Here is a 23896-nt window from a genome sequence, read left to right as displayed (position 1 = left end):
CCAGACAAATTACAGGCATGTCTGGTGCATAACTTTTACCCACTGTAGCTGGCGCTGGCCCAACTGTAAGTGATGAGGTAAAAGTATGCTGTTTCTGCGGTTCAGGTTGTCTGTAGAATTTGACAAAAAAGCGTATGTTTATACTATAGTTGTATATAAGTATATCTGTATCTGAAAAGAAAACTCACTTAATTATCATTAAAAAACACAAGACGGTATGAGGGTAAGATTTGCACTGCTTTTTATATTTGGACTATTTGCCTCATGTAACAAGGAAAGTATAAAGCCGAATGACCAACCGGATGAATTACGTACAGACGATACCATTACGGTTATAAACAGCAACCCCGGGGCTCCTACCACATCAGCAAAAAGCCCTTACAACCTGCTTGGGCACGGTTATAATGTAACCGGCCAGTTTACAGACTCGAGCGCGGCAGGTGCTCAGGTGATTGATGTCGCGAAACTACATGAGCATGATCGTGTTGAAATTGGAATAACCAATACCGTTAGCCCTAAGACTATTGTATCGGAAGACTGTGCCGCTTATTCTCAACTACTATCCTCAGGGATGAAAGCCACAGAAGGTTCAAGACTTTTTAAAGGGGCTATCACGTCTTATTTTCCTGAGCAGGATGCGCTCTCTGATAACTATATCTATGCCAGCTACACGCTCAATGTGGTAAGGAAGAGAGTTTTTATGTCTAATATCCCTTCCGTATTACAGCAATATGTAACAGATGATTTCAAAAAGGATATTCAAAACGAATCCCCGGAAAAAATAGTGCAGAAATATGGCACACACATCCTGAGAGACATTCTTTTGGGAGCGAAACTGGTTGTAATGTACCAGGCAGAAACAGTGAACAAAGACAGAGAAAAAGCAGCTGAGTTGGGCTTAACTGTTGCGATGAACAATGTATTTAAATTATTTACAGGATATCTCGATTATTCTAATGCTACATCTGCTACAGGTAATTTTTCGCAAAAAATAAGCTATAAGACTTTTGGCGGAGATATGAATAAACTGATACAAACCACTTCCCCAGGATCAAAAAAACCTACGGTTGATATATCCGGCTGGTCACAAAGTTTAACAACTGCTGATGAGGAATTTATAGATTTTAACTATAATGCTGATGTTTTAGTGCCTTTGTATGAAGTGATTGAGGACCCGGTAAAAAGGGAAGAATTGAAACAATACATCACAACATATTTAGCTGATAATCAGGTAAAAATATAACAACACAGGTCTTTATCCCTGTAATCAGACCTAAACAACTATAAACGAAAAGCAGGTATCTGGATGAGTAAGCAAAGCTGCAGAACATTTGATCCAGCAGAAAAACCAGGAGATAGCTAAAAACAAAAAAACACACCTCACATGGCTGACCCACAAAACAACACCGAGCCTACACCTTCATCAGATAACACTACCCCGAAAGTGACAGGCATTGGCGGAATCTTCTTTTTTTCGGACAACCCACAGGAAACGAAGGATTGGTATGCTAAAAACTTAGGGTTGGAAGTGAATGAATGGGGCTCTACGTTTGAAACCCGGAATGCCAGCCGCCCCGAAGAGATAAATTATCTGCAGTGGAGCCCTTTTAAAACGGGAAGCGAGTATTTTGCTCCATCTAAACGGGAGTTCATGATCAACTACAGAGTGCAGAACCTGGAAGGCCTGGTGCAGAAATTACAGGAGAACAGCGTTACGATTGTGGATGAGATCCAGAAGTTTGATTACGGAAAATTCATTCACATCATGGACGCTGATGGCAACAAGATAGAGCTTTGGGAACCCGTTGACCAGGTGTTTACAGAAATGGGTGGCGAAACCACAAAGTAGGAACTATAGCACCCGAACCTAAACCACAAACCGTCTACTGCCATGTTAACCCAAACCTGTACTATCCGGAACGCGCAACCTGACGAGTATGCAGCTCTTGGCCAGTTAATGGTACAGGTCTACTCACAACTGGCCGGCTTTCCGAAACCGCACGAGCAGCCAACCTACTACCACATGCTGGCCAACATCGGCGACATTACCGCAAAGCCCGGTGCAGAACTTCTGGTTGCAATAGATGGTGCAGGTAAATTATTGGGTGGTGTGGTATACTTCCGGGATATGCAGCACTATGGCTCGGGTGGCACAGCTACGCAGGAGCAACTGGCATCCGGTTTCCGGTTACTGGCCGTAGCCCCTGATAGGCAGGGCCACGGCATCGGCAAGCTGTTAACACAAGCCTGTATTGCTAAAGCCAGAGAGCACCAAAATAAACAAGTGATCATCCATAGCACCAAAGCCATGCAAACCGCCTGGGGCATGTATGAGCGTCTGGGCTTTACCCGTTCTGAAGATCTGGACTTTATGCAGGGCGAACTGCCGGTTTACGGCTTCCGGCTGCAACTATAAACTATAGTTTGTGATTCGTTTTTACACCCCACACGACAAGCAGGCCCTGCTTCACCTGCTGCACCTAAACACGCCACAGTATTTCGCCGAGGCTGAAAAAGCTGACTATGTGGAATACCTGGAACAGCGCCTGGAAGATTACTTTGTAGCAGAAGAAGCCGGAACTATAGTTGGCGCAGGCGGCATCAATTACTTCCCTGACCAGAAACTGGCGCGACTCTCCTGGGACCTGGTACATCCGGCGTTTCAGGGCAAAGGCATTGGCTCACAACTAACCCAGCACCGCATCCGGCATATTAAAACCAGGCCTGGCATAGAACTTATAGTTGTCCGCACCTCGCAGCTGGTGTATAGGTTTTATGAAAAGATGGGCTTTACACTGCAAAAGATAGAAAAAGACTTCTGGGCTGAAGGTTTTGACCTATACGAGATGCACCTGCCATTGAAATAAAATGCCCTCGCTCGCGTCCCGCCCCGTTCTGCTTGACATGCCGAAAGTTTAGCGTTAGCGCAACTTGTGGTTAAGGCTGGTGTCAGTTTGTAACTGGTCTCCCGCGCAAGCAGGAAACTATATTTTCCAGAAAGCTATAGTTTGAAAGAGCTATAGTTTGAAAAGAACTATTTTGTAGTAATTCCCATGGCGCAAGCGTCCTCGCTCGTGTCGAACTATAGTTTGGGCCTCTGGCCCAGTCGGATTACAAATCCGACTTTATAGGCAAGTCACGGATCGCAGATCCGCGCCAGCAATTAACGAAGCAAACTATAGTTCTATAGTAACGGCCGTGGTTGAATCAGGAACAAACTATAGTTCTATAGTAACTGTGCTATAGTTAGTCCTTGCCTTTGCAAAGTAAAGCCAGTTACAAACTGGCTCCAATTCGGCCACAAGTTGTGCTGTCGCTAAACATGCGGCATGTTAGGGCAAACTATAGTTAAAAGGCGGCCAGAGTCCGCTTGATAGCGCGCACTCGCGGGACGCGAGCGAGGGCCGTAGGAACGTCTTATAAAACAAAAACTCCCGCTACAATGCTGCAGCGGGAGTTTTTATTATGAAACTATAGGTAATAGTTACTTCACATTATTCAGTTTGGCGCGAACGGTTTCTACGGCTTTCTCCATTTCCTGCACCTGTTGTTTGCTGGCTTCCTGCTGTTTCAGGTTGTTCTGCACATTCTGTTCGAGTTGCTTCAGGTCTTCGGCATTTTTTACCAGTTCGGCTTCCAGTTGCAGTTTGCGCTGCTTGTTCTTTTCTATGCTGGTCTGTATGTCGTTGGCTTGTTTTACCACGCGCTCCTGCTCCAGTTTGGTAGCTTTCAGCACTTCTTCAGCCTGGTTTATCTGCCTGAAAATATCTTCGCGGTAAGCTTTACGGGCAAAAGCCATTAAATAGCCCTCGGCGGCAGCATATTCTTTTGGTGTGCCATTTTTATCTACATAGGCCACTCCCATGTCCAGCGACCACCACACCTGGCTGCCTTCCGGGGTGCTGTTCACAGTAGAAATAATGCGCATCGGGTTGCTGGTGATCGTGTCCAGCACTACGCCATCCAGTGTATAAACGCCTTTGCTATACTTTACTTTCAGTTTCCCTGCCTTGTCTGTGAGCTGGCTTTTCCAGAGCTTTTCTACCAGCGTAGGGTCCAGCTGCACGGTTAGCTGCTGTCCGCGCCTGTTTACTCCGTTCACGGTTTGCTCTTTCTCCTCTACCCGCCCGGTCTGGGCATAACTCAAACCTGCTGTCAAACAAAACAGCATCAGTAGTAAAGCTTTTAATTTCATAAAATTACGATTGGCTAAAAGTGATCTGCTACAATTTGTAACGCTACGAAAATAATTAAATCAAATGAGAAACAGGAAGCACAACTATAGTAATTTAGTTAAAATTTTAAGCTGCGATATCAACATACTCCCTACCTTTGCAGGTTTATAGCAAAGAATGCTGGTTAGCTATAGCTTAAAGTGTAACATTTGCTTATAAAGGTTGTTAGGAAACTATGACAGTAACTGTTTGCCGGAAGGAACATTTTAACGCAGCACACCGCCTGTACAACGCCAGTTGGAGCGATGCACAGAACGCGGCCGTGTTTGATAAATGCAGCAACCCGAATTACCACGGCCATAACTATGAGCTAATAGTAAAACTGACAGGCCCCGTTGACCCGGAAACCGGTTATGTGTACGACCTGAAGAAACTGAGTGAACTGCTGAAAACAGAAGTGATAGAGCGGTTTGACCACAAGAACCTGAACCTGGACACCGAAGAATTTAAAGAACTTAACCCTACCGCCGAAAATATTGCGATCGTTATCTGGAACAGGCTCCGCCCCAAAATTAGCGACACATACGCGTTAGGCATTACCCTGTATGAAACCGAAAGAAACTTTGTTGAATATAATGGATAACCCGGACCTGGAGAACGATTTTGAAGCAATGGACGACCACATGATGAGCTCATTGGAAACGCCGCTTCGCCCTGATGCTTTTGCCCTTACCGACCAGGAAAAGATCAGGATCATTGAAGGACATTTCCGGGAGATTATGCACACGCTGGGCCTGGACCTGACCGACGACAGCCTGAAAGGTACGCCGCACCGCGTGGCCAAAATGTACGTTAAAGAGATCTTCAACGGCCTGAACCCGGAGAACAAACCGGCCATCCGCCGTTTCGAGAACAAGTACAACTATAACCGCATGCTGGTAGAGCGCGACATAACGCTGTACTCTTCGTGCGAGCACCACTTTGTGCCGATCATTGGCAAAGCCCACGTGGCCTACATTCCCGGCGACCACGTCATCGGGTTATCGAAACTGAACCGTATTGTGCAGTACTATGCCCGCCGCCCGCAGGTACAGGAACGCATGACCATGCAGATTGCCAACGAGCTGAAGCAGGCCCTGCAAACAGAAGACGTAGCCGTACTGATAGAAGCCGACCACCTGTGTGTAATGAGCCGCGGCGTGAACGACGTGACCAGCAGCACCATTACAGCCGAGTACAGCGGCCTGTTTGAGCAGGACCAGTACCGAAACGAGTTTCTAGCGCATATCCGTAAAAAATAAAAAGCACCTTATAAAACTGTAACTCTTTAAGTTAGCACAACGAAACTATACACTTTTTACGTATAGGGTATCTTCTATATAAAGCTATCTTAACAACACACTATGCCCCAGAAAATACTCATTACAGGTGGTTCCGGCATGATCGGTACGCGCCTTTCCGAGATGCTCATCGACCAGGGTTATGAGGTAGCACACCTTAGCAGGAATCCCAGTAAGTTCTCGAAGTATAAGACCTTCCGCTGGAACGTGAAAGAAGGCTATATTGATGAGAATGCCATTACCTACGCCGACTACATCATTCACTTAGCCGGCGCCGGTGTAGCCGACCAGAAATGGACCGAAGAATACAAGCGCGAAATAATGAGCAGCCGCGTGGACAGCGCCCGTCTGCTTTACAATTGCCTGCAGAAGTCGGAGCACCACGTGAAAGGCTTTACAGCTGTTTCGGGCATCGGTATTTATGGCGACTCCGGCGACCAGCTGGTTTCGGAAGAGAGCATTCCGGCTGATGATTTTCTGGCAGAAGTATGCAAAGCCTGGGAAGCTTCGTCGTGGCAGATAAAGGACCTGGGCCTGCGAACCGTTATTTTCAGGTTAGGTGTTGTGCTGAGCACCGAAGGAGGCGCCTTGCCGCAACTGGCCCGTCCTGTAAAAATGATGGCAGGCGCACCGCTGGGTTCCGGCAAACAGTACATGTCCTGGATACATATTGAGGATGCCTGCCGGTTGCTGATAAAAGCGATTGAAGACACAAGCTTGGAAGGAGTATACAATGCCGTAGCGCCGCACCCGGTTACCAATAAAGAGTTTACCAAAGAGCTTGCCGAAGTAATGCACAAACCGCTGGTATTACCCAAAGTACCTGAGTTTGCCCTGAACTTAGTGCTCGGCCAGAAAAGCGGCGTAGTACTCGACAGCCAACGTGTAAGTGCCAACAAAATTCTGCAAACCGGCTTCACCTTCGAGTACAACTACCTCGACGAGGCCCTCGAATCATTCTACGATAAGAAACTGAAGTAAGCGTTACTATTTATAAAACATGAAAGCCGGCTATAGTTGTAGCCGGCTTTCATGTTTTAGAGCTGCCCTCGCTCGCGTCCCGCGAGTGTGCGTTACCATCGGCCTCTGGCCGCATTAATCTATAGTTTATAGTTGTCTCCAATACACATGGCTGTTTCGGACATCCTTTTCCGAAACCTATCCCTGCTGTTCCGGATTTGTAATCCCAAACCTGTCTACCTGCAGATTTGCAATCCGCCTGTTTCCAGTTGCAAAGGCCGTTGATGCTGCAGATTACAAATCCGAGAGAGCAATAAGTGATGAGTATATTGTGGCGGGACGCCACAGGTAATTCACACTCGCGGGACGCGAGCGAGGGCGGTTGCTTCCGGACTACAAATCCGGAAGAGCTATAAAAGCAGAGACGCCGACTACAACTATAGCCGGCGCCTCTGCTTTATATGCTACCCTTTTATGTTACTGCGAACTATCAGTGTTAGTCCCGGAATTAAGCTGCTCCAGTATATCGAAGAGCTGCAGATTCGGGTCCAGCATGGTAGAGTCGGGTTCTACTTTGCGTGGCAGTACGGTAGTACAGTTATACTTCTTGCTGATCTTAACCGTTGGCCCCGGAAAACGGCCCATGGTGTAACCTAAATCCTTGTCCTGGTAGATCTTTTCCATGTACAAACCAAATACCGGCAGCGCTGTTTTGGAGCCCTCGCCTAAGCTGGAGGTACGGAAGTGAATGCTGCGGTCTTCGCCACCAACCCACACACCGGTTACCAGGTCTTTGGTCACGCCCATAAACCAGCCATCGGAGTGGTTGGATGTGGTTCCGGTCTTGCCACCAATTTCGTTGCCTTTCCAGAGATCGTATTCCCACAGTGCCTGCGAGGTTCCGCCCGGTTCTTCGATACCACCTTTCAGCATGTGCATCATTAAAAAGGCTGTTTCTTCGCTCAGTACTTTCTTCTGTTTTGGTACAAACTGGTGTATCAGGTTGCCGTTGCGGTCCTCGATGCGGGTAATGAACATCGGTTTGGTATGGAAGCCATTGTTCGGGAAGGTGCTGTACGCGCCCACCATTTCGTAGATCGATACATCGCTCGGGCCCAGGCCTATAGATGGCACAGACTCCAGCGGGCTTGTTATGCCCAGGCGGTGCGCATATTTCACAACGGTTTCCCAGCCAATTTTCTCGGTCAGCTGTGCGGTTACAGAGTTTACCGATTTACCCATACCACGGCGAAGCGTCATCGGGGCGCCGGTATACTGCCAGTCGGCATTGGTTGGCGACCAGCTCTTCTTCTCCCCTTTCTCTACATAGTTTATCGTGATGCGCTGGTCCACGATCTTGTCGCAGGGCGAGTACCCGTTATCAATAGCCGCTACATACACAAAAGGCTTGAAGGTTGAACCCGGCTGGCGACGCGCCTGCTTTACGTGGTCGTATTTAAAGTATTTATAGTTGATACCGCCTACCCATGCTTTTATGTGGCCTGTAAACGGATCCATGGTCATCATGCCGCCGTGCAGGAAACGCTTATAGTAGCGCAGCGAATCCATCGGGCTCATGGTCACTTTCTTCTCCAGCGAGTCGTTGTCCCAGGTAAACACCATCATTTCGCGCGGCGTGTTCAGTTCCCGGTTAATGGCAGCCACATCGTTGCCGTACTTTTTCTTCAGGCGCTGGTAGTAAGCAGTACGTTTTATAGTTTCTTCAATAAAGCCCGGAATTTCGTTGTTGTTCTCGTCTACCCACGGGTTTTTGCCCTGCCAGTGGTTGTTAAAGCGGCGCTGCAAGGCACGCATGTGCTTCTCCATCGCCTCCTCGGCATGTTTCTGCATCCTCGAGTCTATAGTTGTATAGATCTTCAGGCCATCGCGGTACAGGTCATAACCGTTCTGTTTGCACCACTCTTTCAGGTAATCAGCCACGGCACCCCGGAAGTAAGTGGCAGGCCCGTCGTAGTGGTTTTCCACGCTATAGTTGAGGGTAAGCGGAGTTTTGCTGAGCGAGTCGGCAGCTGCTTTGGTAATGTAGTTGTATTTAGCCATCTGCTCCAGCACGGTGTTGCGGCGGCGGGTAGCATTTTCGGGGTTAAAGCGCGGGCTATAGTAGGTCGGTGCCTTCAGCAGTCCAACCAATACGGCGGCCTCTTCGGTCTTCAGGCTGTCGGCAGATGTGCCGAAAAACGTCTTGGATGCTACTTTTATACCAAAAGAGTTAGAACCAAAATCCACCGTGTTCAGGTACATGGCCAGGATCTCTTGTTTGGTATAGCGCTGCTCCAGTTTTATAGCCGTGAGCCACTCCTTGGTCTTAGCGATCACTACATTCAGCCCCGGTATATGGCCCAATACGCCTTTAGAGTCGTCGGTGCGGGTTTTATAAAGGTTTTTGGCTAACTGCTGGGTAATGGTACTGGCCCCTCGCGCATCGCCGGTAAGGCTACCATAAGCAGCCGAAAGGATAGCCTGGGGGTCGATGCCGGAATGCTCGTAAAATCGTACGTCTTCAGTCGCGATCAGGGCGTCCAGCAGCATCGGCGACATTTTCTCATACCCGATCGGGCTCCGGTTCTCTTTAAAGTACTTACCAATCAGCTGTCCGTCGGCGGTGTATAGTTCCGATGCCTGGTCGCTGCGCGGGTTTTCAAGCTTGTCCAGGCTCGGCGAAGAACCGAACAGGTAAAGCAGGTTGAACTCTACGCTCAGCAGGTAAATGATCAACACCCCGAAACCGATGATAAAGCTCTTCCAGAAAAACCGGATAATGCGACCGTACGCGGTGCCCGGTTTTGATTCTTCTATTTTCTCTTGCTCTTTCAGCATTGTATGCAAACAGGGTGCAAACCCTAAAAATTCCAGATGGCGCTTCTTTCGAAACTGATGCAAATATACTTTAAGTGTGCAACATACCCGTTAAATAAGTATAAAACTTAGTAAAGTGACTTTTACCCATTACTTAATAGCGGCGCGGTGCCTATATTTGCCTGTCGTAACCTTATTTTAGAGCCATGCAAACATCTGCCTCCGGTGCCCTGGAAAAACTATCAGGCCTGCCGCTTACCAAAACTACCCGTAACAACACCGTGCAGTACCTGCATTTTGGCAAAGCGCATTACCGCACCCCACAAGGCCTTATTTTAGATGTTGGCGAACTTACCCTGACCCTGAACTGCCCATGGCAACTGGTGCTGCCCAACGGCGACAGCATTAAGCACAGCGAGGTTTTTATGCGCAAGCGCGAAGCCGGCCTGCCTTCCCCTAAATTTGACTGGAAAGTACCGGGTGCCAACCTCCGAGACCAGCGCCTGCAGGAACTTATAAATGCCGGTGGCACCATGTCGCCGCAGCGCTACGAACTGACAGAAAACAATGGCTTTATACTTTACTTTGAGTATGGCGCCAGACTTATAGTTACCCCGGACCCGGCCAAAGAGCTGGATGTATACTGGCAGGTTTTCAGCAACAGCGGCGATGGTTATAGTATAAGCATTGGCAAAGAAGGTGCGGTGGAGTTTTAGATGAGGCTGTAAAGCTTTGATTGAGTATAGAATTGAAGTTCAGGCTATAGTTTATAGTTCAGGCTTTTTACAACCAAACCCACCACTGCAGAGTATGTGCTGAAAAAAGCACGTGAACATAAGGCTGCAACTTTTTGAGCTCGAAGACCAGCGCTGGTTTCCGCACGTAATCCGGCAGGGCATGCTGGATTTCCTGCGTTTTATGATCACAAAGCTCCATGCCTACGAGGCGGCCGTTCCCCTGCTGCAGGAGCTACTTACCAGAACCAACCAGCGGCACATTACCGACCTTTGCTCCGGAGCCGGTGGCGGCATCGAAACCATACAACAGGACCTGAGCCAGCGCATGGGCCAGACAATAGTCGTTACCCTCACCGACCTGTACCCGAACCTGGCATCGTACCAGTTCCTGAAAGAGCAAACCCACGGAACTATAGATTTTATACCCGAGCCTATAGATGCCACTGCCGTACCCGAAACTATAACTGGTGTGCGTACTATCTTTTCCTCATTCCATCATTTTCCGCCAACTATAGCCAGGCAAATTCTGCAGGATGCTGCGAACAAACGAGCTGCCATCGGGGTGTTTGAAGGGTCTCAGAAAAGCTGGCTTGAGATGTTGCTCCTGTGGCTGGTTTTCCCGTTTATCATATTGGTGGTTACGCCCTTTATCAGGCCGTTCAAGCTAAGCCGGATCTTCTTTACTTATATCATTCCACTTATTCCGGTTGGCATTATCTGGGATGGCACTGTTTCGCTGCTTCGCATTTACACGCCCGGGCAACTACAGCAAATGCTGCAAACGATAGATGCACCTAACTATAGCTGGCAAACCGGCCGAACCGGCAACAAACCCGGCAAACATGTTATCTATCTTCTCGGATATCCGAGTTAGAAAGTTAGAAAAGTATAAGTTAGAAAGGTGTGAGTGTAGAGACGTAATATTTTGTGTCTTAAACTATGGGATGGTCAATCATCAACAATTTAACAATCAGCAATTAACAATCAACAATGAATAGCTACCGCGATGCGCTTACTTTGATGCGGATACCGTTTTCGGTGTACCTAATGCCGGTATTCTGGTTTGCGCTGAGCGTTTTGGAACAGGCACCTGTAAGCCGGGCCATCGTTGTTTTCCTGATCCTGCACCTGCTGGTGTACCCTGCCAGCAACGGCTACAACTCTTATTACGACCGCGACGAGGGCAGCATCGGCGGACTCCGGAATCCGCCTAAAGTGAACAGGCAGCTCATGCACCTGGTACTATTGTTTGATGTACTGGCAGTGGTATCGGCTATAGTGCTGTCTCCCCTTTTTGCGGCACTGGTGGCCCTGTATCTTCTTATTTCGAAAGCCTATAGTTACGAGGGTATCCGGCTCAAAAAGTACCCGATCATCAGTACGTTGGTTGTTACCTTTTTTCAGGGAGCTTTTACATTTGCCATGGTGCAGGTAGGTGTAGGCGTAACTATAGCCGATATCATGCAGTGGCCCAATATTGGTTTTGCTATAGTTAGTACCTTGTTTTTGTGTGGCTCTTACCCACTTACCCAGGTTTACCAGCACGAAGAAGACAGCCGCCACGGCGATACAACCTTAAGTCTGTTGCTGGGCATTACCGGCACGTTCGTGTTTGCAGCTATTAGCCTGTTGCTGGGCACGGTGGTGCTACTTGGGTTATACTACCGGTTCGGGCAATGGCAGAACATCATTATTTTTATAGTTGCTACCGCGCCGGTACTTTACTTTTTTACCAGCTGGACTATGGGCGTGCACAACAACCGGGCCGCCGCCAACTACGACAACACCATGCGTATGAACAAGATATCGTCGGTATGCATTAGTGTGGCCTTTATCTGCATGCTCCTGTTCAGGCATATTTATTCCTGAGGCGGCCTGTAGTACAACTATGTTCTTGTGTTGCGTATAAGGCATAAAAATAAAGCACCGCGTGAAACTGATCTATGTGATAATGGCGGGCGTGGCAGGCACTGCAGCCATGAACACTGTCTTATACCTTCTCTCGCTGACCACTGGCAGGGTATTAAAAATTCCGCCATTGCTGGGCACTATGCTGCTCAACCGCACCCACCCCGACGGTAACCTTTCGGGCGCTGTGAGCACTCATGTTGTAGGTACGGTAGCGCACTATACGGTTGGCATTTTATACGCTATCGGTTACCTGGCGCTCTGGGAATCAGGAGTAGGAACAATTACTGCTTCGTGGGGCCTGCTGATCGGTTTTGGTAACGGCATTTTTGCCATGATCATCTGGTATTTCTTTTTCATGATCCACCCCAGACCACCCCACATCCAACTGGAAAGATACCTGCTAACACTCGTATTCAGCCATATAATTTTCGGCTTTGTGGTTACTTTCGTCTACTTTCATCTTACCCACCCCGAACACTCCTTCTGGCAATGAGCTATAGTTTGGGAGTTAGAGAGTTTAGGAGTTTAAGAGTTAGAAGGTTACATCGAATCCTGCCAATCCTTTAATCCTGAAAATCCTGATTCAGACAACAATTCAACAATCAATAAAAAACGGCCTGCAACTATAGCTGCAGGCCGTTTTTCTTATAGTTAGTGCCAAACTATAGTTTAGCCGTTCATCGAGATCAGGAACTCTTCGTTACTCTTGGTGCCTACCATTCTGTCTTTCAGGAATTCCATAGCTTCTACGGAGTTCATATCCGACATGAATTTGCGCAGGATCCAAACGCGGTTCAGTTCGTCTTTGTCCATCAGCAGGTCTTCGCGGCGTGTACCCGATGCAGGCACGTCGATAGCCGGGTAGATACGCTTGTTGGCCAGCTTACGATCCAGCTGAAGTTCCATGTTACCGGTACCTTTAAATTCTTCAAAGATAACCTCGTCCATTTTAGAACCAGTGTCGATAAGCGCCGTGGCGATGATGGTAAGTGAACCACCGTTCTCAACGTTACGGGCAGCGCCAAAGAAACGCTTCGGCTTGTGCAGCGCATTGGCATCCACACCACCCGATAAGATTTTACCTGATGAAGGAACAACCGTGTTATAAGCACGGGCCAGACGGGTAATGGAGTCCAGCAGGATCACAACATCGTGGCCGCATTCTACCATGCGCTTGGCTTTATCCAATACAATGCTCGATACTTTCACGTGGCGCTCGGCCGTCTCATCAAACGTTGAGGCAATTACTTCTGCTTTTACGCTGCGGGCCATGTCGGTTACCTCTTCCGGGCGCTCGTCAATCAGCAGGATCATCAGGTACACTTCCGGGTGGTTTTCAGAAATAGCGTTGGCTATCTCTTTCAGCAACACGGTTTTACCTGTTTTAGGCTGTGCCACGATCATACCACGCTGGCCTTTACCTATCGGGGCAAATAGGTCCAGAATACGGGTTGATAACTGGCTTGGCTTGGTTGTTAATTTTAAACGCTCTTCCGGGAAAAGCGGTGTAAGATGTTGGAACGGAATACGGTCACGGATTTCTTCGGTGGTACGGCCGTTCACAGAGTCTACTTTAAGAAGTGCAAAATACTTCTCGCCTTCTTTCGGCGGACGAATCTGGCCTTTTACGGTATCACCGGTCTTTAAACCAAACAGTTTGATCTGAGATGGCGACACATAAATATCATCCGGAGACGCTAAATAGTTATAGTGTGTAGAACGCAGGAAACCATACCCATCCTGCATCAGTTCCAGCACACCTTCGTTCAGGATAATACCATCGAACTCTTTAAAGTTGCTGCTGGAGGCATTAACCTGCTGTTGCTGCTGTGGGTTGTTACGGCGCTGATTGTTATCGTGGCGGTTCTCGTTGCGGTTTGCCTGGTCGCGGTTATCGTTGCGGTTCTCTCTGTTGTCCTGGCGCTGCTCTCTGTTCTCGTTTCGCTGCTCGCGGGCTTCGGGACGTTGCTCACGGTTATCGTTGCGCTCAAAACGCTGCTCTCGGTTCTGGTTTTCAGCACGTTCAGGTCTTGGCTCACGTACCTGGTTTTCTGTTCTTTCCGGTCTTGCTTCGCGGTTATCCGGACGGGGGTGCTGCACGCGTTCGCGGTGCTGTTGCGGGCCATGGTCCTTAACAGGTGCGGCGGCAGGGCGCGGGGCGCGCTCCGGTCTCTCGGCACGAACTACTGGTCTGCTTTCTTCAAAGGCCGGAGCGGGTGCTTCAGCTACTTCAGTTGTAGTTTCAGAAGATGATTCGGCTAACGGAGCTGTGAAGCCGGCAACAGACTTGAACTTTTTAGGTAATTTTTCGGGAGGGGTAACGGCTTGCTGATCCAGGATTTTGTAGATAAGGTCCTGTTTGCTAAGCTTTTTAAAGTTTTTAACACCCAGGTCTTCTGCAATTTCCTTGAGTTCTGAAAGAAGCCGGTCTTTCAATTCTTCAATATTGTACATAAATGTGGTATGGTTATTATTATGCCGGAAGCGTGTTGATACGCGAACGCAGCGAGAGTCTCAAATTATAAAATCAGGAAATAGAATAGATAGCGTAGAAATAGTGAGGCTCAGGAAGGGCCTTCTAATAAATGCACTGCAATGTTATTGCAATAACACCTAATTAACAAATATTACGCGTCATTTTGGTTAAAATGTTTCAGAAAAAGACTAAAAGATTTCGGAATTGCCGCGTACTACACAAAAAAGTATATTTTTGTACCTATACTTAACACTCCTATTATGCTACAACTATCCGTTTTAAGAGAGCAGACCGACCTGGTAGTGGCAGGCCTTACTAAGAAAAACTATAAAAATGCAGCCCAGGAAGTGGCCGCTTTACTGGACCTTGACCAGCGCCGCCGGCAGGTACAAAGCGAGCACGACGAACTGCAGGCCAGGTCGAACAGCATCTCTAAAGAGATCGGAATTCTGATGAAGAACGGCGAACGCGACAAAGCCGAATCTTATAAAGCACAAACCACCGAGCTAAAGCAGCAGGCCAAAACCCTGAGCGACCAACTGACCGCCCTGGAAGAGGAATTGCAGCAGGCATTGTACAAACTGCCTAACCTGCCGCACGAAAGTGTGCCACAAGGCCGCTCGGCTGAAGATAACGAAGTAGTGTTGCAGCATGGCGAAATACCAACCCTGCATGCCGGCGCACAACCACACTGGGACCTGATCCAGAAATACGACATCATCGACTTTGACCTGGGCAATAAAATAACAGGTGCCGGTTTCCCGGTTTATAAAAAGCAGGGTGCCCGTTTGCAGCGCGCGCTTATCAACTTCTTTTTAGATGAGGCCCTGAAAGCCGGTTATGTTGAAGTGCAGCCACCGATCCTGATAAACGAAGCATCGGGCTACGGCACCGGCCAGTTACCGGACAAGGAAGGCCAGATGTACCACGCTACTGCCGACAACCTGTACCTGATACCTACTGCTGAAGTGCCGATCACCAATATTTACCGCGACGAGATTGTGCCTGTTGAGAAACTACCGATCAAAAATGCGGGTTATACGCCCTGCTTCAGAAGAGAGGCTGGCTCGTGGGGGGCTGATGTGCGCGGCCTGAACCGTTTGCACCAGTTTGACAAGGTAGAAATTGTGCAGATAGCGCTGCCGGAGAAGTCGTATGAGGTGCTGGAAGAAATGAGCACATACATCCAGAGCCTGCTGCAGAAACTGGAACTGCCTTACCGTGTGCTGCGCTTATGCGGTGGCGACATGGGCTTTACTTCTGCCCTGACCTACGATATGGAAGTATACTCTGCTGCCCAGGGTCGCTGGTTGGAAGTAAGCTCCTGCAGTAACTTTGAGACCTACCAGGCCAACCGCCTGAAGCTGCGTTACAAAAACGAAAGCGGTAAAACACAGCTGCTGCATACCTTAAATGGTAGCGCCCTTGCCCTGCCACGCATTGTAGCTGCCCTGCTGGAAAATAACCAGACCCCAGATGGCATTAACATGCCAAAAGTGCTACACCCTTATTTAGGATTTGAGAAGATTGGTTAATTTGGAGATTTGAAAATTTGAAGATGTGGAGATAATATTCCGCTGAAACTATAAAACAAAAGCCGCTGATGTTCTTAGCGGCTTTTGTTTTATGGGTAGATACTCACAGGTCTGGGAGACACTGTGAGGTCTTTGCTGTTCTTTGTGCTTCTGCTCTTTCGGACTACCTGATCCGCGTTAACTATAGTTCCGTATCAGAAAATGCGCATCAGCTATAGTTTTGCATTTCCAAATCTCCAAATCCGCCACTATCCGCCGAACTGTTCCTCGTAAGCCTGGTACTGGTTTTTGAGTTTGAACTTCTGGACTATAGTTTTAGCATCTGCTATAGTTGCTTCGGTTATAGTTTGCTGTTGCAGCAGGCTCATCAGCAGGTCCTTGTTTTCTTTCAGGCCTTGTTGCAGCGTTATAGTTTCGTACTGCTGCACGAAGGCAGGACTAAGTGCTAACTTGCTCTTTGCTATAGTTAGTACCTGCGCTGCTACCAGTTTCTCCAGAATTTGCTCCAGTTCTTTCAGTGTAAAAACTGTTCCGTCTATGGCATCGGCCATCAGCAGCACTTCCTGCAATGGGGCACCACCTTCGCCGCCCGTAGCCAGCAATAACGCTTCCAGAAATTGCTTGTCGGTTTCCTGCCAGTTATGGTTTTTCATTTTTAAAATTCAATCCTATAAATTCTATATATTGCACTTAAAATATTACCTGTTGCTTCTTAACGTGTAACATCCATGCATCAGAAAACAAACTTACTCAAGTTATTCCTTATTTCCCTTTTCATTACCATTACCTGTGGCTCAGCTTCTGCCCAGTCCAAGGGCTATATCATTATCGGCGACACCACTTACAAGGATGGTTTTTTAAACTTTAAGGAAAGCCGTCCGCATGAAGTATTCTTCCAAGAGACTAAAAAATCGCAACCGGTTTACTATACAGCTGAGCAACTTTCGGTAATGGGGCTGGAGTATGGGGCATCTTATGAAACAAAAATAGTAACCATAAATGGCAAGCGGCAAAATTTACTCCTTAAAATCCTGAGCCAAGGCAAGTTAAGGTTATACATGGTACGGGCTAAAGGCGGCCCTTACTTCTATGTGCAGAAGGACAGCCTGGTTCAGCTCACCAAAAATAACTTACAGGAAGAACTAAAGCCTTTTGCTACTAACTGTCCTTCCACGTTATGGCATTTAAAAAGACTGCCGCTTAACCAAGCATCCCTGGTAAGTTTTGCCAAGGCCCTTAATAAAGGTGAATCCAGCGCAGTACCGGCCGGAAGTGTCGGAGTTGTTGCATCAGCAAATAATTTAACTATAAAACTCTCAAAGGATAGTTTCAGGGGTAACAGAGCCCGGGACTTTTCGATGTCTTCTGCAAACCTGAGTGCTGGTATTTTTGCAGAGTACCCCGTTTATTTACTCAAAGGATTGGCTGTTACAGGCCAGATAACATACCATAAAATGGAGTTTGGGCATAGTTACTCTGACTTGGAGAATGACCAGGATGTGCACCTGGAGATGAGCCTGATGCGGTTCAGGTTAGCTCCCAAATACTCCCTCCCCTACAACCGCTTTAATTTCTTTATTGAAACAGGATTAGAAGGACATTACACACTGCAACAATCAAGCAAGGTGATTCAGGCAAAGCGGACAACTGACGGCGGTACAGGGGACAATGTACGGATCTCCTATCATGACGACCTGATACAGCTACCTACCTTCCAGTATGGTATTACCGGTGGAGTTGGTTTACAGTACTATTATATGCCTAAAAAGTATGTTAGCCTCAGCTTTAACACAGGTCATACTTTTAGTGACAAGTATACCTTAAATAATTTTTCAACTACACTCCGCATTAACCTATGAAACGCTTAAGACTTTACCTCTATTTCCTTTGTTTAGTATTGGCTGTCAGTTGTGCCGAGGAAAAAGACTTTCCTAAGGCAAAGCAGTACCCGCTTCTAAAAACTACCAGTGTCGTAGCCGATTCGGTTAGCGTAATTGCAAAAGGTGAGATTGTACTGCAGGGGAAAAAGGAAATTACAGAGTACGGGTTTATTTATGAGACTTTAACTACCAAACCCAAAGTCAGTTTTAAAAAGGTGTTGGACCTGCCTGCCAAAAGCGGCCCGTTTATGGCAGAAATTAAGGAGAATATCCTGAAGGGCGTAGATTACGAAATATATGCTTACGCTATTGTAGATAAATATAAGGTAGACGGCGATAAGTTTACTTTTAAAGGAGGAAGCACATTAGTTCCTGTTATCACCGATTTTGAGCCAAAGCAGGGTTTTGATGGAACCCTGATCACTATAACCGGTGAAAACTTTATTCCAGTGAAAGACTTTATCAAAGCCAAAATCGGTAATGCAAATGCTACAGTGATTGACGTATCCTCAAATAAAATAATAATAAAGGCTCCTGATGTTTCTTATGTAGGCAGTTTCCCTATCACGCTTACAATCTATAATAACCAGGTAACAACATCACAGAAGTATACTATACTCGGACCCACTATTTCAGGTGTTTCAGAATCTACCGTAAGGCCAGGCGAAGAACTCACCCTTTACGGAGAACATCTGGACCAGCCCACAATACCTGGTCAGGAAGTAGTGGTATTATTAGATCGGTATAAAGCTACCGTAAAATCCCGAACTGATAAGGAAATTGTGATAACAGTGCCGAGCGTCCCTGAGTATCTGTACTTCAATCCACTTTCAATCACGGTAACTGGATGGAATAAGCCAATCGCGTTAACCAATGTAGTAACGGTAGAGCCACCAAATAATACATCTGGCTTCAGATTAGCTTCTTTTGCACCCTCCAATTTAGGCCTTCTTTATGCCCGTATGCCTAATTTCGTGAGCGAAGACAGAGCCCACCTTTTTACGCTCGACCACTTTGTAAACTATAATATAGAACTCAACTTATGGTCTCGGTCAAGCTCTTTTACAGGGGAAGGAAGGAGTAATGGCATAGTGGCACTTGTAGGCCGGGAAGCTTATGTAATAGGTGGCAGAACAACTTCTAAATCATTTAATGAGGTTTGGGCATACCACTATCCAACAGATACCTGGAGCAAAAAAAGCAGTCTTCCGTTCACGGTGTATGGTGCTACCTCCTTTGTGTTGGATAACATGATCTATTTCTTTGGAGGCAATAACAGCACAAACAACAATACGCTTTGGAGATATGATCCGCAAACTGGAAATGTTGTAGCGCTTAATAACTTCCCTGCTGTTACAACAGAAACAGGATCAACCTTTACAATCGACAACAAAGTGTATGTTGTTACGTCGGGCAGCATATACCAGTATAACCCGCAACAGGATACGTGGACAAGGACGGGGAATGTACCACTTAATTCATTCGCCTTTACTGTAGAAAATCAGGGTTACATAGTGAGCGCCAACACTAAAATACTGTCGAGATATGACGTTGCAGCCAGTAACTGGGTCGATATCAGTACTTATCCTTCATGTGTTGCCAATTCAGCTTTTACAGGCTTTGGTTACAAAAACAGACTGTACCTTGCATCGTTTGCGTGCTCTGCGAACCTGTATTACCAGGAGTTACAATAAACAAAAAGAGCAGCCTGCTATGGCTGCTCTTTTTGTTTCCGTTTCGACCTCAACTATAGTTACCTGTTGGCAAAATCAACTATAGCCTGTTCATCAATATCGCGCATGCATTTAAAGTGACCGAGCGGGCACTCTGACCTTCCGAACTTGGTACATGGGCGGCATGGCAGTTCAACGCCTGCTTCGTAGTGCGTAGTAACCTGGTAGGGCTGCACCCCCAGCAGTTCCGGCACGGTGCTTCCCCAGATGGTAACAAGTTCTTTATCAAAAGCTTCGGAAATGTGCGTGAGGCCGGTATCGAAACCAATTACTTTGGCCGCCTGCTTCACCACGTACACCGATTCGTTCATGTTGAGTTTCCCGCAGGCGTTGTGCACGTTGGCTCCGGCAGCGGCGGCTATAATAGCACCGTTTTCTTCCACGTCTTTTCCGCCCAGTAGTACAACCGGTTTGTTCAGTGAGTTACAGATGCTCACCACCTGCTCGTTGGGCATGCGTTTGGTAAAGTGTGTGGCGCCTATTATGAAAGCTACATAGTTCTGCTGATGCGTTTCCGGTAGAAGAGTGCTTAAACTATAGTCGCCGGGCAGGAAGTAATCTACCGGTTTCTGGTCGTTTACCACCCCCAGGAATTTTGCGGTGTCAAGATAGCGGTCTACCAGGTGTGTTGGCTTTACGGTATTCAATTTAAACTTAAGCGCCAGAATTTTACGGATGCGCTGCTTCTTGAACGTAGAGAATTTTACCCCAAGCTTATACTTCACCAGCACCGAGCGCAGGCTGTTGTGCAGGTCAATTACATAGTCAAACTTCTCCGCGCGCAGGTCCTGAATAGTATCGTTCAGCTTTTCCTCCAGCAGGTGCAGTTTATCCACGTAAGGATTGTTGTCCAGTATAAACCGGAAACCGGGTTTGGTCAGGTAATGGATTTCCACGCCTGGCACCTGCTGCTTCAGGCATCGGACTACTGGTGTGGTGTAAATGATATCCCCGATCGAACTGAAACGGATGATAAGTATTTTAAGCTTCTTCTGTTGCAATGTGAGCTATGTGATTTAAAGGTAATTATAGCAGGAAAACTATAGTTTGTTATCTCCTGATGTTTACCCACCCCTACCCCTCCCAAGAGGGGACTTTCCGCTATCGTGTAATTCCCCTCTTGGGAGGGGGTAGGGGTGGGTTTATACTTTAGCCAAAGGTTTATAAAGTAAATTTAAACTATAGCTGGGCCAGCAATTAACAACCAACAATTAGATCCCAGCCTTGCGCTTGTTAAAGTAGGCTTCCACTTCCTCAACTGGTTTGGCATTGAAAGTCATTTCTCTCGTTAAGCCGCCTTTGCGGCCTACCAGCACGCCGTACTTCATGTCGTCGTAGCCACTGGTGTGGTGTGCGTCGGGGTTAATGCTGAGCATCACGCCCTTTTCTAACGCATATTGCACGTGGCGCCAGTCCAGGTCCAGCCGCCATGGGTTGGCGTTTATCTCGATGATGACATTGTTGGCAGCGCAGGCATCAATTACCATTTTATGGTTGATCGGGTACCCTTCGCGGCGCAGCAGCAGCCTGCCAGTCGGGTGGCCGAGCATGGTGGTATAAGGGTTCTCAATGGCCGTGATCAGGCGTTGCGTGGCCTTTTTCTCATCCATGTTCAGCACGCTATGCACGCTGGCAACTATAAAGTCAAAGGTTTTCAGGATGTCTTCCTCATAATCCAGCGAGCCATCAGTCAGGATATCGGATTCAATGCCTTTGAAAATTTTGAACGGAGCCAGTTTCTGGTTCAGCTCATCTATCTCTTTTTGCTGGCGCAGCACGTCGCCTTCGCGCAGGCCGCCTGCATACGACGCCGTTTTGCTGTGATCGGAAATACCTAAATACTGGTAGCCCATGTCGCGGCAGAAGGTGGCCATTTGCTCCAGAGTGTGCGCACCGTCGGAGTAGGTACTATGGTTATGCAAAATGCCTTTCAGATCGGAGAGCTCAAGCAGCTTTGGCAGTTTGTTATCCATGGCCAGTTGCAGCTCGTTTGTACCTTCGCGCAGTTCCGGAACTATAAAAGCCATCCCGGCAGCATGGTACACATCTTCTTCGGTTTTGTGGTTCTCTTCGCGCAACACATTCAGCATGCACTTACCAGCAGCAAATACCTGGGTCAGGTGTGCTTCCGAAGCTGAACGTAATACCACTTCGTTGGCATAGCAGGCGTCATCCACCAGTCTTATCTCTACAGCCAAGCCATTTAAACTATAGTTGCCGCGCCACACACGGGGGCCGGAATTACGCACATCCTGCTCCAGTACATCAATCTTGCTCAGCTTTTCGCAGGCGTCGGTATAGTTGTCGGTGGCCACTACAAACTGCAGGCTTTCCACTATTTCCATGCGGCGGCGCACATCGCCTACCACTTCTACTTTCGCATCGGGCAGGGCTTGCCTTATAGTTTGCAGCAGTTCATCAGCGGCAGGTTCGGCTTCGGCATATAGCAATTTACCACGGTTTTGCTGGGTAAAGAGCAGTGCCTGTTTTATATTTTCCTGTGTCTTGGCGCCAAAGCCTTTCAGTTTGCTCAGCTTGTCCTGCTCGCAGGCTTCCAGCAGTTCTTCCACGGTTTCGGTGCCTAGTTCTTTCCAGATAGCGCGTACTTTTTTAGGACCAATGCCTTTAATGCGCAGCATCTCAACTACGCCCGGCGGGGTGGCGGCCAGCATCTGATCCAGTTCGGCAAAAGAGCCGGTCTCATTTATCTCGATTATTTTTGCGGCAATGCCTTTGCCCACGCCCTGAATGCTTTCCAGGGTGGCCTGGCTCATGCCTACCAACGGTTCTTCTACTAATTCCAGCGTGGCAGCGCCGTTCACGTAAGAGCGTACCTTAAACGGGTTCTCATCGTGCAGCTCCATCAGCTCGGCAGCCAGCTTAAACAGTCGTATGATCTTTTTATTTTCCACAGCGCTATCTCGTATTTTACAAAGATAGAAAAACCACCCGAACCATACTTTATATTCAGTGGCTTCTATATACAAGCAGAAATTCCTATCTTGGCTAATAAAACAAGCTGCCTTTGCAGCGTTTATACTGTATGAAATACGCATCGTTGCTTTGTTTGGTGTGCCTGCTGCTGCTTGCCAACACCTGTAAAAGAGCCAGCAAACTGGAACAACAACTGGTTGGCAAAACCTGGCTACACGCTTTTGAAGAAGATCAGGAAGATGTTACCACGTATCGCCCCAACACCTATGATTTTGCACCATCGCGTGGCCGCACAGGTTTTATGCTCGAGAAAGGCGGTATCCTAAAGAACTATAGCATTGCCCCTGCCGACGGGCTGGAAGAACAACCGGGCACCTGGCAGTTTCTGGATAACGACAAGATCCTGATAACTATAAAACCGGAGGGGCAACCTCAGCAGCAGTACCAGATCGAGATCGTATCGCTGGAGAACGATGTACTGAAAGTGAAACGCGAAGAGGTCACTGAAAACCCTATAAAATAACATGTTCAGTTACCGTAAACTTAGTCCCCGGACCCGCGCCATTATCCTGTTCTCGCTGCTTGCCCTGCTGGCCATCCTTATAGTTGCCGAACCGAAAGGCGATTTCTTTAACTTCCTGCGGGGCTTCCTGAACGGTATGCTGATCGTGCTATTCTTCGGCGAAGTGGCCCTTTATTTCATGAACAAGAATAAGAAGTGATCATACACTGTTAACAGGAAACTATAGCATCTTATGTTCAGGTATCAGAATCTATCCCGAAACAAACGCTGGCTCATATTCACGGCGCTTTTCTTACTATCCACGGTACTGAATGTTTTCGATATTGCGCCTGACTTTTTTAAGGGCGTTATGTTCGGCTTTGTGCTGGCTTTGCTGCTACAGGAAGGCGTTATTTACCTGAATAAAAAGAGGTAACAACTATCTATAATTCAATAAACCATACTTATACACGTACAAAAATCAAATGCATTACTGGTTAGTAAAATCGGAGCCTGAAACGTATTCGTGGGCAGACTTAGTGAGAGACGGGCGCACCGTCTGGGATGGCGTCAGGAATTACCAGGCACGTAACAACCTGCAGCAAATGCAGCCCGGCGATATGGTGCTGTTTTACCACAGTGTATCGGAGAAAGCGATAGTGGGCATTGCCAAAGTAGACAAAGCCGCCTACCCCGACCCAAGCGCTGACGACCCGAAATGGATGGCCGTGGACCTGGTGCCTTTCCGCGACTTCCGGGACCCGGTAACACTGGAGCAGATAAAACAGGACAAACGCCTGGAGAACATTGCCTTGCTGCGCCAGTCGCGGTTATCGGTTATGCCGCTGAAAGCCGAAGAATTTGATGTGCTGCTGGCCTTGGGCAACTAACTATAG

The 23896-nt window shown here is 47.7% G+C and carries 24 protein-coding genes; 18 read left to right on the top strand and 6 right to left on the bottom strand.

The annotated features are described in order from the left end of the window. Positions 1 to 217 precede the first annotated feature (217 nt). From H7F15_RS17615 to H7F15_RS17600, 4 genes are all read left to right on the top strand, one after another. Positions 218 to 1243 (top strand): MAC/perforin domain-containing protein, encoded by a 1026-nt coding sequence (locus tag H7F15_RS17615; protein ID WP_185198311.1) that lies wholly within the window; start codon positions 218 to 220, stop codon positions 1241 to 1243. A gap of 141 nt (positions 1244 to 1384) precedes the next feature. Next, positions 1385 to 1849 (top strand): VOC family protein, encoded by a 465-nt coding sequence (locus H7F15_RS17610; protein WP_185198310.1) that lies wholly within the window; start codon positions 1385 to 1387, stop codon positions 1847 to 1849. A gap of 42 nt (positions 1850 to 1891) precedes the next feature. After that, positions 1892 to 2416, top strand: a complete 525-nt coding sequence (locus tag H7F15_RS17605; protein ID WP_185198309.1) for a GNAT family N-acetyltransferase — start codon at positions 1892 to 1894, stop codon at positions 2414 to 2416. 10 nt (positions 2417 to 2426) lie between these two features. Continuing rightward, a complete protein-coding gene (locus tag H7F15_RS17600) occupies positions 2427 to 2867 on the top strand; it encodes a GNAT family N-acetyltransferase (protein WP_185198308.1) in 441 nt (146 codons plus the stop codon). A gap of 617 nt (positions 2868 to 3484) precedes the next feature. Here H7F15_RS17600 and H7F15_RS17595 read toward each other — a convergent pair. Further along, entirely contained in the window at positions 3485 to 4195 is a 711-nt protein-coding gene (locus tag H7F15_RS17595) for a DNA repair ATPase (protein WP_185198307.1), read from the bottom strand. A gap of 215 nt (positions 4196 to 4410) precedes the next feature. Here H7F15_RS17595 and H7F15_RS17590 point away from each other — a divergent pair, with 215 nt between their 5' ends. The 3 genes from H7F15_RS17590 to H7F15_RS17580 all read left to right on the top strand — a co-directional run bounded on the left by H7F15_RS17590 (position 4411) and on the right by H7F15_RS17580 (position 6496). Continuing rightward, complete coding sequence (locus H7F15_RS17590; RefSeq protein ID WP_185198306.1) at positions 4411 to 4818, top strand: 6-carboxytetrahydropterin synthase; 408 nt, start codon at positions 4411 to 4413, stop codon at positions 4816 to 4818. Then, the gene (folE, locus tag H7F15_RS17585) at positions 4781 to 5476 is read left to right on the top strand and encodes a GTP cyclohydrolase I FolE (protein ID WP_185198305.1); all 696 of its coding nucleotides are present in this window, start codon (positions 4781 to 4783) and stop codon (positions 5474 to 5476) included. The genes H7F15_RS17590 and folE overlap by 38 nt, the downstream gene beginning before the upstream one ends. Positions 5477 to 5578: 102 nt before the next feature. After that, positions 5579 to 6496, top strand: a complete 918-nt coding sequence (locus H7F15_RS17580; RefSeq protein WP_185198304.1) for a TIGR01777 family oxidoreductase — start codon at positions 5579 to 5581, stop codon at positions 6494 to 6496. 456 nt (positions 6497 to 6952) lie between these two features. Here H7F15_RS17580 and H7F15_RS17575 read toward each other — a convergent pair whose 3' ends face one another. Continuing rightward, positions 6953 to 9313, bottom strand: coding sequence for a penicillin-binding protein 1A (locus H7F15_RS17575; RefSeq protein ID WP_185198303.1), 2361 nt, complete (start codon positions 9311 to 9313; stop codon positions 6953 to 6955). A gap of 185 nt (positions 9314 to 9498) precedes the next feature. Here H7F15_RS17575 and H7F15_RS17570 point away from each other — a divergent pair, with 185 nt between their 5' ends. The 4 genes from H7F15_RS17570 to H7F15_RS17555 all read left to right on the top strand — a co-directional run bounded on the left by H7F15_RS17570 (position 9499) and on the right by H7F15_RS17555 (position 12433). Next, positions 9499 to 10008 (top strand): hypothetical protein, encoded by a 510-nt coding sequence (locus H7F15_RS17570; RefSeq protein WP_185198302.1) that lies wholly within the window; start codon positions 9499 to 9501, stop codon positions 10006 to 10008. 112 nt (positions 10009 to 10120) lie between these two features. Beyond that, positions 10121 to 10903: a class I SAM-dependent methyltransferase gene (locus tag H7F15_RS17565; RefSeq protein WP_185198301.1), complete on the top strand. Its 783-nt coding sequence runs from the start codon at positions 10121 to 10123 to the stop codon at positions 10901 to 10903. A gap of 116 nt (positions 10904 to 11019) precedes the next feature. Next, a complete protein-coding gene (locus tag H7F15_RS17560; RefSeq protein ID WP_185198300.1) occupies positions 11020 to 11898 on the top strand; it encodes a UbiA family prenyltransferase in 879 nt (292 codons plus the stop codon). A gap of 61 nt (positions 11899 to 11959) precedes the next feature. Beyond that, the gene (locus H7F15_RS17555; protein ID WP_185198299.1) at positions 11960 to 12433 is read left to right on the top strand and encodes a hypothetical protein; all 474 of its coding nucleotides are present in this window, start codon (positions 11960 to 11962) and stop codon (positions 12431 to 12433) included. 176 nt (positions 12434 to 12609) lie between these two features. Here H7F15_RS17555 and rho read toward each other — a convergent pair whose 3' ends face one another. Continuing rightward, positions 12610 to 14394 carry a transcription termination factor Rho gene (gene rho / locus H7F15_RS17550; protein WP_185198298.1) on the bottom strand — a complete coding sequence of 595 codons (1785 nt, stop codon included), beginning with the start codon at positions 14392 to 14394 and terminating at the stop codon, positions 12610 to 12612. A 282-nt stretch (positions 14395 to 14676) separates the two neighbouring features. Between rho and serS the strand changes: the two genes are divergently transcribed. Further along, a complete protein-coding gene (serS, locus tag H7F15_RS17545; RefSeq protein WP_185198297.1) occupies positions 14677 to 15951 on the top strand; it encodes a serine--tRNA ligase in 1275 nt (424 codons plus the stop codon). A 248-nt stretch (positions 15952 to 16199) separates the two neighbouring features. Here serS and H7F15_RS17540 read toward each other — a convergent pair whose 3' ends face one another. Continuing rightward, positions 16200 to 16604 (bottom strand): hypothetical protein, encoded by a 405-nt coding sequence (locus tag H7F15_RS17540; RefSeq protein ID WP_185198296.1) that lies wholly within the window; start codon positions 16602 to 16604, stop codon positions 16200 to 16202. A 75-nt stretch (positions 16605 to 16679) separates the two neighbouring features. On the opposite strand from H7F15_RS17540, the gene H7F15_RS17535 reads away from it, so the two are divergent. Beyond that, positions 16680 to 17810, top strand: coding sequence for an outer membrane beta-barrel protein (locus H7F15_RS17535; protein ID WP_185198295.1), 1131 nt, complete (start codon positions 16680 to 16682; stop codon positions 17808 to 17810). Beyond that, positions 17807 to 19525, top strand: coding sequence for an IPT/TIG domain-containing protein (locus H7F15_RS17530; RefSeq protein WP_185198294.1), 1719 nt, complete (start codon positions 17807 to 17809; stop codon positions 19523 to 19525). The genes H7F15_RS17535 and H7F15_RS17530 overlap by 4 nt, the downstream gene beginning before the upstream one ends. 59 nt (positions 19526 to 19584) lie before the next feature. On the opposite strand, the gene H7F15_RS17525 is transcribed toward H7F15_RS17530, so the two are convergent. Beyond that, positions 19585 to 20565, bottom strand: a complete 981-nt coding sequence (locus tag H7F15_RS17525; RefSeq protein WP_185198293.1) for a glycosyltransferase family 9 protein — start codon at positions 20563 to 20565, stop codon at positions 19585 to 19587. A gap of 210 nt (positions 20566 to 20775) precedes the next feature. Further along, positions 20776 to 22476 (bottom strand): DNA polymerase/3'-5' exonuclease PolX, encoded by a 1701-nt coding sequence (gene polX, locus H7F15_RS17520; RefSeq protein WP_185198292.1) that lies wholly within the window; start codon positions 22474 to 22476, stop codon positions 20776 to 20778. A 131-nt stretch (positions 22477 to 22607) separates the two neighbouring features. Here polX and H7F15_RS17515 point away from each other — a divergent pair, with 131 nt between their 5' ends. Genes H7F15_RS17515 through H7F15_RS17500 form a run of 4 tightly spaced genes read left to right on the top strand, consistent with a single transcriptional unit; the run spans position 22608 to position 23890 of the window. Continuing rightward, a complete protein-coding gene (locus tag H7F15_RS17515) occupies positions 22608 to 23021 on the top strand; it encodes a hypothetical protein (RefSeq protein ID WP_185198291.1) in 414 nt (137 codons plus the stop codon). Between the two features lies 1 nt (position 23022). Further along, a complete protein-coding gene (locus H7F15_RS17510) occupies positions 23023 to 23220 on the top strand; it encodes a hypothetical protein (protein ID WP_185198290.1) in 198 nt (65 codons plus the stop codon). A gap of 33 nt (positions 23221 to 23253) precedes the next feature. Beyond that, positions 23254 to 23436, top strand: a complete 183-nt coding sequence (locus H7F15_RS17505; protein ID WP_185198289.1) for a hypothetical protein — start codon at positions 23254 to 23256, stop codon at positions 23434 to 23436. A 49-nt stretch (positions 23437 to 23485) separates the two neighbouring features. Further along, positions 23486 to 23890 carry an EVE domain-containing protein gene (locus H7F15_RS17500; RefSeq protein WP_185198288.1) on the top strand — a complete coding sequence of 135 codons (405 nt, stop codon included), beginning with the start codon at positions 23486 to 23488 and terminating at the stop codon, positions 23888 to 23890. Positions 23891 to 23896 lie beyond the last annotated feature (6 nt).

Origin of the sequence: Pontibacter sp. Tf4 (assembly GCF_014212495.1) — a bacterium.
Lineage (GTDB): Bacteria > Bacteroidota > Bacteroidia > Cytophagales > Hymenobacteraceae > Pontibacter.
Note: the sequence above shows the minus strand (reverse complement) of the source record. Positions and strands in the feature narration are given on the sequence as shown.

Coding starts and splice junctions, on each gene's coding strand:
- H7F15_RS17615 (WP_185198311.1), top strand. CDS start 218: ATGAGGGTAAGATTTGCACTGCTTTTTATATTTGGACTATTTGCCTCA.
- H7F15_RS17610 (WP_185198310.1), top strand. CDS start 1,385: ATGGCTGACCCACAAAACAACACCGAGCCTACACCTTCATCAGATAAC.
- H7F15_RS17605 (WP_185198309.1), top strand. CDS start 1,892: ATGTTAACCCAAACCTGTACTATCCGGAACGCGCAACCTGACGAGTAT.
- H7F15_RS17595 (WP_185198307.1), bottom strand. CDS start 4,195: ATGAAATTAAAAGCTTTACTACTGATGCTGTTTTGTTTGACAGCAGGT.
- H7F15_RS17590 (WP_185198306.1), top strand. CDS start 4,411: ATGACAGTAACTGTTTGCCGGAAGGAACATTTTAACGCAGCACACCGC.
- folE (WP_185198305.1), top strand. CDS start 4,781: ATGAAACCGAAAGAAACTTTGTTGAATATAATGGATAACCCGGACCTG.
- H7F15_RS17580 (WP_185198304.1), top strand. CDS start 5,579: ATGCCCCAGAAAATACTCATTACAGGTGGTTCCGGCATGATCGGTACG.
- H7F15_RS17575 (WP_185198303.1), bottom strand. CDS start 9,313: ATGCTGAAAGAGCAAGAGAAAATAGAAGAATCAAAACCGGGCACCGCG.
- H7F15_RS17570 (WP_185198302.1), top strand. CDS start 9,499: ATGCAAACATCTGCCTCCGGTGCCCTGGAAAAACTATCAGGCCTGCCG.
- H7F15_RS17560 (WP_185198300.1), top strand. CDS start 11,020: ATGAATAGCTACCGCGATGCGCTTACTTTGATGCGGATACCGTTTTCG.
- rho (WP_185198298.1), bottom strand. CDS start 14,394: ATGTACAATATTGAAGAATTGAAAGACCGGCTTCTTTCAGAACTCAAG.
- serS (WP_185198297.1), top strand. CDS start 14,677: ATGCTACAACTATCCGTTTTAAGAGAGCAGACCGACCTGGTAGTGGCA.
- H7F15_RS17540 (WP_185198296.1), bottom strand. CDS start 16,604: ATGAAAAACCATAACTGGCAGGAAACCGACAAGCAATTTCTGGAAGCG.
- H7F15_RS17535 (WP_185198295.1), top strand. CDS start 16,680: ATGCATCAGAAAACAAACTTACTCAAGTTATTCCTTATTTCCCTTTTC.
- H7F15_RS17530 (WP_185198294.1), top strand. CDS start 17,807: ATGAAACGCTTAAGACTTTACCTCTATTTCCTTTGTTTAGTATTGGCT.
- H7F15_RS17515 (WP_185198291.1), top strand. CDS start 22,608: ATGAAATACGCATCGTTGCTTTGTTTGGTGTGCCTGCTGCTGCTTGCC.
- H7F15_RS17510 (WP_185198290.1), top strand. CDS start 23,023: ATGTTCAGTTACCGTAAACTTAGTCCCCGGACCCGCGCCATTATCCTG.
- H7F15_RS17505 (WP_185198289.1), top strand. CDS start 23,254: ATGTTCAGGTATCAGAATCTATCCCGAAACAAACGCTGGCTCATATTC.
- H7F15_RS17500 (WP_185198288.1), top strand. CDS start 23,486: ATGCATTACTGGTTAGTAAAATCGGAGCCTGAAACGTATTCGTGGGCA.